Raw genomic sequence first — 13,633 nt, 5'->3', positions numbered from 1 at the left:
GAAATTAAATAAACCACTAGGTGCAATTTCGAGAATATTAATTAAATAAGTGGCATAAATCAAACGAATAACCAACTAGACTATATTTTTATTTTTCTGGCAATAACTTTGAATTGTTGGGTCAAAATGACTCAACCTATTTTCTAAGCAATATGAGATACTTTTCCACATATTAAATTATCTCGATAAGTAAGAACTGACAGACCCGTTACCTGAAAAGCTGAGCTCGTTGAGCCAGACGTGAAGTACCCGCGCGGAAGAAAAATTTAATGCTACTTCGAACCTGAGGTATCGGCACTTTTAAAGTACAGTGACTACCTCAGATCCCGAAAGAACACAGCCTTGCATCGTACCTTAATGGTTCACGACTTCTTATCAGGTATAGGGACTGGAGGGGCTGGAGTAATATTCATTCCCAATATCGAGACCTTATGGCGTGGAATATGGAGTGGGACCGTATTCTTATCGCGCAATATACTGGAAATACTGTAACGCAAAGTTCCTACTGAACTTCCCGCCACTTTTTCATAACTCATATCATGTAACCAAACACCCAGTCGTTTGACATGATGATCTTTACACGGATAGCGTAGTTCCCATCCCGTTAAGACGGGGATTGCATAGTCATAAGGAACATTTTCGATTACTAGATTTTGCGTCACAACCTCCCCTCCTAATTCCCCACAATTGCCAAAATCTTCTTTCGGAATAATGGTAAAAGGAGGTTGCTTGGTCTCAACTCCACGTCCGGCAAGCACAGATACTGCAGAACCAAATCTAAAATCTCGTTTCGTACTGTTGTCTTTAAAAATACCAAGGGTTTCCCAGCTGGTAAAGTTGGATGCCTGGCTGTTAGTTATTGAAGGAGGTGGACCACTCCAATTGCGTCCCGCCTGAATAAACGTTTCACTATGACCGAGGTTATACGCTATTTGCAGGAGATGATGATCAGCCTGACTAAATCCCTCTTCCCAACCATAAACAAAACCTCGAGGGAGTACAGCGGCCTTAATACCTCGTGTCAGGAAATTATTATTGAGAAAACCCGCAGCAGTCACCAGCGCGACTTGCTCATGCTCGTTTTCAAAAGAGAACGTCGTGTTATCTCTTACTCCCAAAACCCGAGCATCTATTTGATTTCGATTCCATGCAACCACGGTAAAGCGATAACACCATCTATAGCCATCGTCAAAATTTTTATCTCGTAATAACCCCACCGCTTCCCACGTTAAGCGAGAATTTTCCTGTTGGATGTTTCTAATTATGGCGGCAACACGTCCAATATGATGATCACTGCTTAAGTAGCGGGTATCCCATCCATTCAAAAAAACAGTCGCATCAGTTGCATAATCCGGTAAATCAATGCTTCCTGGTAAAGTAATTGCCTCTTCACTTCCGGAGCGATTGGATTCGCCGCAGGCGGAACCATCAGTAACCTGGATTATTCCTCGATCTTCTAACGCATTGTGATGATATTCTGATTTAATGGGAACAAGGGCTGTTTTAATATCCCCTAATAGATCTGCATTAAGCTCCTCAGCATAAGAAAAAGGCATATAAGTGAACAACCAGATGAGTCCTAGCATATTTAATCGGTGAAACACTGCATACATAATCCGAACCTCCATGTGATGTATTAGTTTTTCATTTTAAACTGGATACTTGCGAAATCACTACAATATGCTTAAAAATTCTAAGTCAATTGAAACAAAAAAGATTATAAGCTCTTCTAGATAGAAGTCTTAAACTTTTAAATTGCTGGTAAAATGACAGAGTACTAAAACAAGTACGCAATAATAACTTTGCTAGCCACTTTAAAAAGGATAGAATGTGGTCTGTTTAAGTTTTCTGTACATGGATAATGACTTCTATACTTAAATCCGAACATATTGCTCTATCTCGTCATGGATTGAGTCAAAATATTAGTGTATTACTCACCCTTTCGATTATTTTTGTTTCTTTAGCCCTACGAATTTTATGTATGGGTTCACACGATGTATTCGTAGAAGAAGCTTATTATTGGAACTATTCACAACATCTAGATTTTGGTTATCTGGACCATCCTCCCATGGTCGCTTTGCTAATTAAATTTTCTACCCTAATTTTTGGTACCAGTGAATTCAGTATTCGTATTCCGGCATTGCTATGTTGGGGTGGTGTTGCTTATTTCAGTTTCAAATTAACGGAATTAATTCATCGAGGCTCTGGCCTGTATGCTGTGCTCGTATTATCACTCATGCCTTATTATTTTATTCAATCCACGCTCACCACCCCGGATCAACCCGTCCTGCTTTGTTGGGCAGCAGCACTCTACTATTTATATCGTGTGTTTCTTTTCGATGAATCTAAATCCTGGTACAAGGCGGGTGTATGCCTTGGTCTTGGAATGTTATCCAAATATACCATTGTATTGCTGGGGCCTGCGGTACTTCTTTATCTAATCACCGTCCCCTCAACCCGGTATTGGTTTGCTCGCAAAGAGCCCTATCTTTGTGTATTGATTACCGCACTTATTTTTACTCCAGTTATCTATTGGAATTTTATGCACGACTGGGCCTCATTTGCCTTTCAAAGCGTACGTCGGTTTAAGTCAGTTAATCGTTTTTCTTTCCATCATTTCATGGGATTAATTTTCTTATTTTTACTTCCTGCGGGAGTCATGGGCCTTTATCTTTTATTAGATAAAAAATCTGCAGATATAGTAAGCATTGACGTCAAAGCCAAACGGTTTTTGCAAATATTTACCCTGTTTCCTTTGATCTTTTTCGGAGTATATAGTTTTAATCATGGCATTAAGTTAGACTGGATAGGTCCAGGGCTAATAGCGATTGTTCCTTGGCTTGCAATACTTATTTCTAAACATAATACCTCCTACAAATTATGGCATATAGGCTCCTTTTTTTTATTATTTTGCTATGTTTGTGTGATGGTACTGCTCACCTTCAGCCCCTCGCAAAAGGCATCGCAACTCTTCTTTCAAAAAATGATTTCATGGGAAAATCTGACAGAACAATTCCATGATGTAGCAAAAAATTTGAGTTATAAAAGAAATACTCAACCAATCTTAGTTCCATTAGATGTATATAACATAGGAAGTGAACTTGCATTTTATCAAGCAAAATTATTGAAAAATGGAGCCATTCAAGACATTTATCCAATTGTAGGGCGACATATTTTTAATATGGATAGTTTAATGTATCGATATTGGTCTCCAAATTCGGTTTCTGGAAAGACGCTCATTTTAATTTCTACAAATCTTAATGATTTTTTTATACCCACGATTACTGATAAGACGGTAGTTTTAGAGCCTCCTAAAAAACTATGGTCTTATAGTCAAGGAAGCCGAAAACCTGTCTCACCGTATTATTATGAACTCGTACAAATGAGATAGTTATTACTTTCTAGGGCTCTTTTGGCTGCGTCACTCATGTAGCGAAGCTCTTGCGATGACCATATAACTACCATTGATTTGCTTTAATCCGCTGGTGGTAATTCATCAAATCGTTGTAAATCCGCGAGCTTATCTTCCCAAGAGACGCGACTTGCATAGAAAATATGGGCTGTTGGCTCTAAGAACACATCATGATCTAAAGATCCTGCCGGTAAAATCACGCCCCCACTCTCATCTTGTCGAGGAAGCGGGCTGCCACAAGTCTTACAAAAAATGCGTTCCTTTCTCGTGTTGTGTAACTTGAAATAGCCAAGATTACTCTCTCCGCTCACCCAGGATAATTGAGCCGTTTCAAAGAACACATTCGCCCCATGGATACTTCCGGTTTCTTTTCGGCAACGACTACAATGACATAAGAACATTACTTTTGGTTTTTGCCCGGTAATAACATATCGGCATTCACCACATAAGCATTTACCTGTATATCGATTCATTGGAACACTCCTGGAATTTTTTAGAATATTTAGGAACTAGGCTGCAGTTGCCCCTTTTCTTAGAGATGTTACACCTATTATGGATTTAATTAAGCAAAACCATTTTAGGATTTTTTGCCCACCAATTCGGACTGTAACTTTACTTAATAATTCATTAATCAAGGTGATGTTATAATAGACAACAAGTACAAACCTTTGCGAGAATTATTATGTGGGCAAAATTTATCCCTATCAAGCAAGCACATAGACAAATAACTTCGGGTTATAAATATGCTTTTAAGCTGAAAAAAACAGCGGCAATTGTCATTGGTACTGGAGTTGGAACAGGATTGATACTTTACAATTTGGACTCCAAAGATCAACAGCGATTCAAAGATGCTGAAAAACTCTATCGCGCGGATCAAGAGCATTTAATGAAACATGCAGAATCTGAATTTGACTCACCTCAGAAATTGTTAGCTTATGCTGAACAATTACCCGTGGGAAAAATTCCTCATCCAGGAAAAGAGGCATATACACCGAGTCGCTCTCAAGAATTAGTCGTCCAAGGATTTACCGGAGGTCTTTTGACTTTGTTCCAGCATCCCAAGCAGCACAAAAAATTAGTAGAGGCATGTGGGATCGCTTTACAGAACCATATGGAGTGCATCACAGAAAAAGGCTGCAAATATTTCGCGGATATGAAGCTTATGGAGGCTGCCTTGAGCTTACCTGATGAACAGCTCGAGGAACGAGCCAAAATGCAAGGAAAAACGCTAGAAGAATATACCTTGATGTTGCATGAGAGACACCAACACGCTCAAGAAGGTGTTGATGCCTGCAAAGCATTCTACATTGACATGCAACACCGTATAAGTATACATAAACATCTTGCCAAACGATATCCCGAGGCAAGAGCAGCTCTTGAAAAAATATTAAGTATCGATGTAAAAGAGTTATCTAAACTTACTCATCTATCTCAAAAAGAATGTCAAAAAATACTTGAGGCTGGAGTGGGTTCGGCAATGTATGGCCTTGGTTTAATTTCGGGTCAAACTGTAGCTGGCTTAAGTGGGCAAATTATCAAAGATGAACATTTAGATTCAATTGTAGATATTGCTGAAAAATTGGGCGGTCATTGTATGCTTTTTATCGAGCTCGCTGAATCTTTAAAACGAGAGGGATTGACGCAGGATGAACGTGTCAAAATAATCCACAAAATTAAAACTGAATATAAAAATAATATTAGTTCAATGCGAAGCGATGAGTTCGCCTTAATGAAGCATTCATTTTATGACAGCGAATATTCACAAGCTTTAGCTCATACCTTAGCTTTTGCTCAAGGACCTGGAAGCCTTTTTGGTAATATTAATAGGGCACGGATAGTTGGTGGTGCGGTTCCTCTCTTCCCGGAAGATATTCTTTCGTTACATCACCAATCTCCTCACTGTATTCATCAAAATCATGGGGACGGGCTGGCTATCGTCTCAACAAGTGGGGTAAGAGAACTTCCTGGTATGTTGCAGCGGATTAAAATCACTACTTGGCAAGGGGATCAACCCTGGTTAGTTGAGTCTAATGGTAGTTTTGATGGGGTAAAAGCGTTTATTAATGCTAAGGATCGATGTTATACCCCATGCATTACCACTCCACGACCTGGTGCTAACTCAGATGATCAATAGGAGAAGCTTACTAAAACAGCTGGAGCCAAACAAAGAGCAACAGTACACATTGAATTAAAATGAGTAACTAGCATGAACGAAGCCAAAATCAAGGGATCAAGCATGTCCAAGCCTACGGAAATGATGATTTTAAGACCACGCCAAGAGATATGTGATCTCGTTATAGACTACACTGTAAAAATGTATGCTCGTAATCTCCGGTCTAAAATAGAGGCGTTGGCTTCAGCTCCCAATCGTTGGCTCAGCATTGCATATCCAATCAGTAAGGCAGATACCAACTCCCCCGAGGCTCGCGCTCGGATCATGGGGGGGTTGGCAATCGTTTGCTATTTAAATGACTTAAACGCTGAGTTGGATACGCAAGTAGGTTTTGATTTCAAACCCATGCTTAAATCGATTGACGATTACTTTGAAGTAACTCAGTGTGTGCCTTATATCGAAGAATTTCCTAATATACTCAAGCATCAACCTGTATTCTATGAACCTGGAATTAATCGGGAGGTGGCTACAGCCCTGGTATATCCCCAAGAAGAACTGATTCAACGCGTGGCTGCATTGACAGGGCTAACCATGGAAGAAAATGTATTAAAACACATTGCTCAACCGGTCCTCATGGATGGAAAAAAGGACCGAGTTACTATTGCCCAGAAATGCATGCATGATTACCAAAAACCAATCATTTATGAAATGATTGGCGTCCTGATTGCATTAACATTGATGAATTCAGAACAAAAATTTGAATTCCAATCCGCAGAAACCTATGCAAAATGGGTCGATAAACTCATAGAGATGGCGACAGGAAGCCCTTATCTTGATGTAGTGATTAATGCATCAAACCGGGTATTTTGGTTACCCGACCCTGCAGAATTTCGATAACCACGGTGCAACCCCATAATCTATCTAAACTTCATGCTCCCTGACTTTGGTTCTTCTGGCCCATTGTCTAATGCGTCACTCAGTTCACGCTGACATTTTTTAAATGTGTCAATGTGATGCTGGTTAAACATGGTTTGTTTCTCAGGAAATGTCTGATTTTCAAGGAACCAAAAACAACGCGACTTATGGTATTCATCAGATGAATTATCTCGCATTTGCATGATTTTTTCTTGTTCAATTTTTGGAACAGCAAGCTTTTCTAAATTTTCTTGCAGCTTTTGACGTTGCTCTGATGCTATTTCTTCTTCAAAAGTATTTTTTGCTGGTCCGAATTTACTAAACATATCCATTTACCTCTTAAAAATCCTAGGGAAAGTTAAAATATTCAAAATTTAAGTGGAAATTATCTTCCAATTTGGATGTTTTTTGTATAATACACTTTATTTTCCCCTTTGGAAAGATTAAACGTTTCAGTTAGCTCCTTATTTCCTCCAGAAAGCCAATGGAGTAACTACTTTGAGTAGTTCTCCATGTGCTCATCATCTAAGTATTCCAAATAGGATGACTGAACTATTTTGGATACCGTAAAGGAGGTACTGCTCCAGATTGTGGATCATGCCTTTTTTTGAGAAGATGTAGATAAAGGACGAACATCACTTGCAACTTCCTTGGGTAATTGTTTAAAAAAGTTCATCCGATTTTCAAAAACACCTTTTGGTATTTGAGCATCCTCAAATAAATCAATTTTAAACCTTGGAGTAGGTATCTGAACTACTTGTTGCGGATCACGTTGAGGCGTATCTTGCTTCAAAATAACCGAATCAGCTAATTCAGTTTCGGTTAATGCGATAGCATAAGGCCCTACAAAAAACGAGTCACCATGGATTACATTACTGCCAATTTTTATTGTATATCCAAAAGGTATTTCAAAAGCAGCAAAAGTAAATGTGCCTCCAGTTTGCTCTATTCCGAGAATCAATGCACCACTACACTTTGGGGACAACGGTGTAAAAACGTGTGGGAATGGATGGGTTTCTACAAATAATCCACCCCCGCCTTTTCTTTTCATAACATAATCTTGTATGTAATCTGGGTCCCACTGATATTCGACCAGGTATAGGTTTTCTAATGATGGCTCATTAACACTATCCAAAATAAATGATTGGTCTAAAGGAATTAACTCAGCCCCATATTTAGCTAAAAATTCTCTAGGTACTGAACGAGCATTCATTTTGGGTATATTCACTACTTGTACATCGGAAGGAATTGTTAATACACCCAAGCTACCAAAAACATTCGCATCCGTACCACTAACAGCACGTTCCTGACTTTTATTTTTCCATGTTGCCTTAATTGATAACTCTTGTGGGGGGGTTATTTCAATTGGAGTTCCTGAATCAGGTAGATCATATTCCGTAAGTCCAATTGCTTCCATCATGTTGATTTCTGTGCCTGCTTTAAGAATGGCATAAGCTTCCACGGCTTTCATTAAGGATTTACTTCCAGGTGTATCAGGATTTCGTCGATCCACCATCGTAGCTTGTAAGCTACGCAAATGTTTGCTTGCTTCCTCAGTAGATAATTTGCTTTTCATACACATGGTACAAGTACAAATATCAGGGTGTGTCAAAGACGTAGTACTGCCAGATTTCGAAGTATTTTTCTCAAAGAGTTCTTTCATATTTTTTTCTCATATGACTAAAAAACAAAGAATTAATCGGTGATAAATTCAACAGGATGCACAAAACTATAACATGATAAAATTAACAGAATATTAAAAGAAGCCCAAAATGAGCAATTTAAGACAATATTGTTCTTTTTTATTCACTTGAAAAAGAAAAAAAGGATGAGATCTAGACTTGATGAGCAATATTAATGATAAAAACACAAAATTTGCCAATCTTGAAAAAAACATTTGCATTTAAATCAATATTTAGATTAATCTGAAGGGGACTCATAAGGAAAAGGAGATCATCATGGGTAAAAAAGCTACAAATGCTCGTCTAGCAGATGGAAATAATAAAGCCAAAAAGCCATACTCAGATCAGGAGGCACAACGTTTTTTTAATTCCAAACCAATGCCCACATCAGCAAAACAAGAAGAACAAAATACACAGGAAATCCAGCAACCTGTTCAAGAAATAAGCCTGAAAACCACCACTGATTTTTTGTTGGCGGCTATATTACACGAGTTAAAAACGCAAAACATGATCGAGTTAATGAAATTAAAAACACAACAAGAACAAGAGCAAGAGGAGTTACACGCAGCCGAAAAAATGCAGGAGCATGATGACGCTCAGTTCGAAGAAATTCGAACTTCTATGTATATTTAATAAACACCAACCCGCCCTATCTCTGCCTTCCGCGGCATCCGCGGGAGGCATACGATATCCTCGAATGATGAAGTGCAATTTTGTATTTGTAGGAATCCCGCAGAAAAGCCGCGGGACATTGGAATTTTAAAGGGTATCTTTTAGAGGAATGAACTAAACTCGAAGTGGTTATTTGCTTTTAAGCTCCACGCCAATTCGAGCTCTTCATCTAGGAAGAAAACTTCATCATCAAAAGCCCGGAAACGATGACAAATGCTGCAATAATTCGCATGATATTGACTGGTTCTCCCAACATAAGGAGTCCAACAAGGAACGCACCAACTGCACCGATTCCAGTCCAGATTGCATAAGCAGTTCCCAAGGGTAGGGTTTTCATAGAAAGAGCTAGCAATATAAAGCTTGCAATCATTGCCACAATTGTAACGATGGAAGGAAGCGGTTTCGAAAACCCCTGAGACAATTTCATGGAAAAAGCCCATACCACCTCAAGTAAACCAGCAACAGTTAGTAGAATCCAGGCCATATTACCCTCCTTTCATTAAGGCGGGTCGTCCCGGGTATAACCATTTCGGGTGAGGTCGTCCTCACTGGATCATTATAGATTATTTTGCTTGGGATAAGCTAGGACCAATTTAATAATTGAAGTCATTATTGGGTGAAACGGAACGATTTGTCCCTGGAAGTAACGTGCAATATAGAATCATTATCCTCTTTTTTAACAAAACTTAGTTGATAGTCTGCCACAAATTTCGCAATAGCTGCTTTAAATAACACTTCTGTAACCGCAAATGCTGGACAATTGCGTTGACCTATTGAAAATGGGACAAATGGAAATTGACCCAGGATATGGTTATTTTTGTTATCGGATTCATTCCCAATTTTCATGTGCTGCTTCAGTTGTAAAAAACGTTTAGGGTCAAACGCATCAGGATTGGTCCAATATTGTTCGCCTTTTGCTAAAGCATGTAAATCAAAAATAATCATCGTGTTAGGGGGAATATTCATTGAATCCGATGAATATCCATTTTGGGTATATCGGGGTACTGCAATAGGAGCATCAAAACGCACTGACTCCTTATAAAATGCATCGAGTATGGGTAAAGATTTCAGAGCTTTAATGTCTAACTCTTCGAAAGTCAAATGAGCTTCATCAATTTCATCGCGAATCATCTCAAATTTGCTGGGGTCGGATGCAATTTGCTCGAGGCATAAGACAATCGCATCAGTTAAATTATCTGCTGCTTTGAGGATCATCGGTAGCGATTGAACGATGGGATTTTGAAAATAGCGTCTAATCTCAGAAACAGGTAAAGATTTTAAAGCATTGGAGAATTCACTCTTTGAGAGATCTGGGTTTTCATCTTTAAACAAACTTACTATAGAAGCAGCAATCAAATTTGCATCTCCGGGATGATCGTCGGAATGAAGCACGGCAACCACTTTTTCGAACTCCTGCTCTAAAATGCCCTTTGAAAAAGTCCGGTAAGTATCTCGTTTTTTTCTTAAGCTCGGCATAAAATTAAGCAATTCAGGGAAAGGAAATGCACCCCATCGTTTTACATCGTTTCGATAAGACTCCATCATATTATAAGTATCTTCTGGTAATTGCTTAATACCCAGCATATTTTCGACCATTACCGCTCGCACAATTCCACATATTGAATGACGAATTTTAATATCCATCTCAGAAGCCGTCCTTTTTTCTATTTCTATGCTGAGAGGATGAGCAAGCCGGGATGGGGTTAGAAAACGAGACAGATTTTTTCTCGATGTCAGTGCATCATGTCCAATATCTGAAATTATAAAAAAATCATTCCCAGAAAAAAATTTAAACGAAGCATGTCCTTTTCGGCTTGATTGTTCTTTATCGAATTGAGTGATTAATTCAACAAACTGAGCTTGAGACTTTGGCGTAATAACAGCATAGTGTCCTCCCAAATATCCCAAACTCACAACGCTGTATCCCTCTTCGCTACTTCGGGCTTCAGAGGTTAAAGTCTGAATCATTTTTTTCGGATCTCGAATAAAATCTCTGGTTCGGCCAATTCCAAATTGTTCTGCTTGATGCAAAATATTAGTCACATATTCATATGCTTGGTTGGAGTAGTATTGAATACTTAAGGCTATTGAACTTTCAAATAACTCACCAAACATAGATACTCCGAGCAAAATATCAGTCAAATTGAACCATCTTAATTCATTTGGAGAATATTGCAAATCTTCGAATGGCTTCTTTCGTAGCTTAATTCTCGCCCAAAAGAAATCGATCCATCAGTTATATGAAATAGAAATAATAGAAGGGCTTTCAGATTTTGTTTCTTGCAGCTGCTTTTTATAATTATGAGTCATAGTTTTAGTTAATACGGATGAGGGTAAAGACATAGTGAGTTCTTGATGGAGCATTATTTTTTTATCGTGTATATTTTTTCGATCGACAATGGCTGTTTTTGCATCGTGTATCCGTTTTGCATCCTCTTTATTTTCCGGCAATATAACTGGAAATTTACTGACGGCATCTAAATAAGCTTTAAGTGCTTTGGGTGACTGTCCATGCTTTGTGTATTCATCAGCAATTAAAGAATATGCCCAGAAATCTTGGAGATTAAAACTAAGGAGTCCTTTATTTGACTCGAGCATAGTACCTACCTGTTCAAAATCGCCATGTCGTGCATAGGCAAGCATTCGTTCAGGAATAGATAATCGTTGCGATATTTTGAATAAATCTTTGGGATCGATGATCACATCATTAATTACAGGTTCTAAACCAAGTTTCATCGCACAGAGATTTACCGCTCTAATATTCGCCGGTGAAAAATAGGCATGAGTAAAATTAACAAAAGAATTCAAATCAACTTCTTTTTCACTATGTAGTGCTTGAAATAACTCATTAGTATATTTTCCCGTATCGTGTTTGATGACACTTCCTATTTTAAATTGCCACTCACCCTTTTCATCTTGAAAGAAAAGAATATTTTCAAACCCCATAGCATCCATAATGATATTCGTTTTTTGATAAAAATCACGATAATGATTTAGAAACTCAATCATTAGCTCCTTAAGTTTAGGATCGCTATCTAAACGTTGTACTATTTTGCCGATTCGTTCATCAATCCTCGAGTAATCATTAAAATCAAAACTGGAATCAGAGTGATCCTTATGAATAAGTATTTTATTCGCTTTATCGCACAACACTTTATTGTGCTCCATTAAGTAGGGATCGAGTTCCGCGGGTTCTATTTTAAAATCAAATTTCACTTTAGACTTGAAGCATTTTTCATAGGGAACGATTGATAAAGCTGCCTTTTGAGGTTCTTTTCCAGGGAGTAAAACGTGTTGGATAGTATGTTGTTCCCGAATACATCGTTGTTTATTGTCCCGATCAAAACAATCGTATAAAACAGCATATTTTTTCTCTAACTCTTCAAGCTCCTTAGGATTGGGATTTTGTTTCATTACTTTAATAACATAAGGGGCATCCGGAAATCGATAAAGCACATGGGTCCCCCCTTCGGCAAAACGCTCGGCTTTGGTTAAATCAATAGCGCCAGATTCAGTCTTTGCAAGCCAACTCTCCTTCAAAGCAGTTAGCTTAGGATGGACTTGGGGTAAAAGAACAGCAAGTCCAGTTGCCCAAGGTTCTACTGCATGTCCCCCATCGTGAAGTGTGCATGGAACCTGTAATTCTTGGGCTAGGGCCATAGTGGCTTGAGTTAATGGTTCATCACCTAACCCACAGTCTCCTGTTTCCAAGGTTCCTGCCTGGAGATGAATATTAACGCTTCCTTGAGGTATTTTTTGTTTGGACAATTCATCATAGCCTGTCTTGAGCATATGCAATAAATATTGTTGCTCATCCTTTTTAGCCAAAGGTGCACGCCAAGTTCGGTCCTCTTCATAACGTACAGGCTCCTCGACTTCTTTACCTTTTAAGCGCAGTAATGAGGGTCCCCACCAAACTGCTGGAGATTGAGCAATCACTTGTCCATAGATATCCGGGTGCATTTTGGCTGTATATAAAGCTTGCAGCCCACCCATACTTTGTCCACATATCCCTATTTTTTGAGGATCACTTGTCACTTGGATATCTGCTCGCTTTAATGCACTGGGAATTTTAGTAAGCATCGCATCGGTATGCAGATCACAACCATATTCTTTAAGTCTTGGCATAGAAGCCCATTGCCCTTTTCCCATAGTAGGTGGGGAAGGTGATACAAATACTGCAATGACCGGTTCTATTTTACGTTCAGCAATTAAATTATCTAAAATGTGTTTTGTGCCCATGCGATTTCCAAAGGCATCCTCACGTAAATGCATATCCCCATCGAGCATCACCTGAATATTGTACTCTCTAGATCTAGATGCAGAAACTTTATATCCTGCCGGAAAATAGACTTCAACCAACTGATCCCCAGACTTTAATGTATAAGGCTCCTCTATAGGCTCACTTAAAATGCCCGTTGCACTCAGTACGCGTTTTTGAATAGTCCCTTTATTTTCTTCAGCTAATTCACGATTCTCATACACCGATCGGATAATTTTCCCATCGGATAAAGCGATTTTATGGATAATATTAGGCTTTTGAGCCAATTTCCCAGGCTGCACATCGGGATGCATAAAAAAATCGCTGCTTTCATTGGCTGCAATTGATCGTTTTGCGCTCCATTCTCCCTCTTTTTCTTGAGTCATGGGAAGCATATGACCTTTTCCTGAGGCATCACGATAACCTAATAACATTTCTTTGGGAACGGGGGTTCCAGGATTTGGCTTATAGATGAAGGTTGCGGTGATTTCTGATGAAGAAGTATCAATTTTTACTTCAACGATACCGGCGCTTTCTCCAGTTACCACAAATTGAATCGACTCGGACATCTTAATTTG

At 38.8% G+C, this 13,633-nt stretch carries 11 protein-coding genes; 4 read left to right on the top strand and 7 right to left on the bottom strand.

All coding sequences use genetic code 11. From position 1 onward, the window contains the following. Positions 1 to 362: 362 nt before the first annotated feature. On the bottom strand, positions 363 to 1,613 hold the full coding sequence (locus HBNCFIEN_RS02375; protein ID WP_182392552.1) for a hypothetical protein: 1,251 nt from the start codon (positions 1,611 to 1,613) through the stop codon (positions 363 to 365). A 248-nt stretch (positions 1,614 to 1,861) separates the two neighbouring features. Here HBNCFIEN_RS02375 and HBNCFIEN_RS02370 point away from each other — a divergent pair, with 248 nt between their 5' ends. Further along, on the top strand, positions 1,862 to 3,391 hold the full coding sequence (locus HBNCFIEN_RS02370; RefSeq protein WP_182392551.1) for a glycosyltransferase family 39 protein: 1,530 nt from the start codon (positions 1,862 to 1,864) through the stop codon (positions 3,389 to 3,391). Between the two features lie 83 nt (positions 3,392 to 3,474). On the opposite strand, the gene HBNCFIEN_RS02365 is transcribed toward HBNCFIEN_RS02370, so the two are convergent. Beyond that, on the bottom strand, positions 3,475 to 3,885 hold the full coding sequence (locus HBNCFIEN_RS02365; RefSeq protein WP_182392550.1) for a GFA family protein: 411 nt from the start codon (positions 3,883 to 3,885) through the stop codon (positions 3,475 to 3,477). 209 nt (positions 3,886 to 4,094) lie between these two features. Between HBNCFIEN_RS02365 and HBNCFIEN_RS02360 the strand changes: the two genes are divergently transcribed. Together HBNCFIEN_RS02360 and HBNCFIEN_RS02355 are read left to right on the top strand one after the other, a co-directional pair. Beyond that, the gene (locus HBNCFIEN_RS02360) at positions 4,095 to 5,546 is read left to right on the top strand and encodes a hypothetical protein (RefSeq protein ID WP_182392549.1); all 1,452 of its coding nucleotides are present in this window, start codon (positions 4,095 to 4,097) and stop codon (positions 5,544 to 5,546) included. Positions 5,547 to 5,648: 102 nt separating this feature from the next. Next, positions 5,649 to 6,422 (top strand): hypothetical protein, encoded by a 774-nt coding sequence (locus tag HBNCFIEN_RS02355; protein WP_182392548.1) that lies wholly within the window; start codon positions 5,649 to 5,651, stop codon positions 6,420 to 6,422. 20 nt (positions 6,423 to 6,442) lie between these two features. Here HBNCFIEN_RS02355 and HBNCFIEN_RS02350 read toward each other — a convergent pair whose 3' ends face one another. Together HBNCFIEN_RS02350 and HBNCFIEN_RS02345 are read right to left on the bottom strand one after the other, a co-directional pair. Then, the gene (locus tag HBNCFIEN_RS02350) at positions 6,443 to 6,766 is read right to left on the bottom strand and encodes a hypothetical protein (RefSeq protein WP_182392547.1); all 324 of its coding nucleotides are present in this window, start codon (positions 6,764 to 6,766) and stop codon (positions 6,443 to 6,445) included. Positions 6,767 to 7,035: 269 nt separating this feature from the next. After that, positions 7,036 to 8,103 (bottom strand): hypothetical protein, encoded by a 1,068-nt coding sequence (locus HBNCFIEN_RS02345; protein ID WP_255464311.1) that lies wholly within the window; start codon positions 8,101 to 8,103, stop codon positions 7,036 to 7,038. A 295-nt stretch (positions 8,104 to 8,398) separates the two neighbouring features. On the opposite strand from HBNCFIEN_RS02345, the gene HBNCFIEN_RS02340 reads away from it, so the two are divergent. Continuing rightward, complete coding sequence (locus HBNCFIEN_RS02340) at positions 8,399 to 8,755, top strand: hypothetical protein (protein WP_182392546.1); 357 nt, start codon at positions 8,399 to 8,401, stop codon at positions 8,753 to 8,755. 208 nt (positions 8,756 to 8,963) lie between these two features. Here HBNCFIEN_RS02340 and HBNCFIEN_RS02335 read toward each other — a convergent pair whose 3' ends face one another. The 3 genes from HBNCFIEN_RS02335 to HBNCFIEN_RS02325 form a co-directional block, all read right to left on the bottom strand. Further along, the gene (locus tag HBNCFIEN_RS02335) at positions 8,964 to 9,278 is read right to left on the bottom strand and encodes a multidrug efflux SMR transporter (RefSeq protein WP_182392545.1); all 315 of its coding nucleotides are present in this window, start codon (positions 9,276 to 9,278) and stop codon (positions 8,964 to 8,966) included. A gap of 125 nt (positions 9,279 to 9,403) precedes the next feature. Further along, positions 9,404 to 10,909 (bottom strand): cytochrome P450, encoded by a 1,506-nt coding sequence (locus tag HBNCFIEN_RS02330; protein ID WP_182392544.1) that lies wholly within the window; start codon positions 10,907 to 10,909, stop codon positions 9,404 to 9,406. Between the two features lie 117 nt (positions 10,910 to 11,026). Continuing rightward, positions 11,027 to 13,624, bottom strand: a complete 2,598-nt coding sequence (locus tag HBNCFIEN_RS02325; protein WP_182392543.1) for an esterase family protein — start codon at positions 13,622 to 13,624, stop codon at positions 11,027 to 11,029. Positions 13,625 to 13,633 lie beyond the last annotated feature (9 nt).

This window comes from Legionella sp. PC997, from assembly GCF_014109825.1.
GTDB lineage: Bacteria > Pseudomonadota > Gammaproteobacteria > Legionellales > Legionellaceae > Legionella.
The sequence above is the reverse complement of the archived record's forward strand: the minus strand, read 5'-3'. Positions and strand labels throughout refer to the sequence as shown.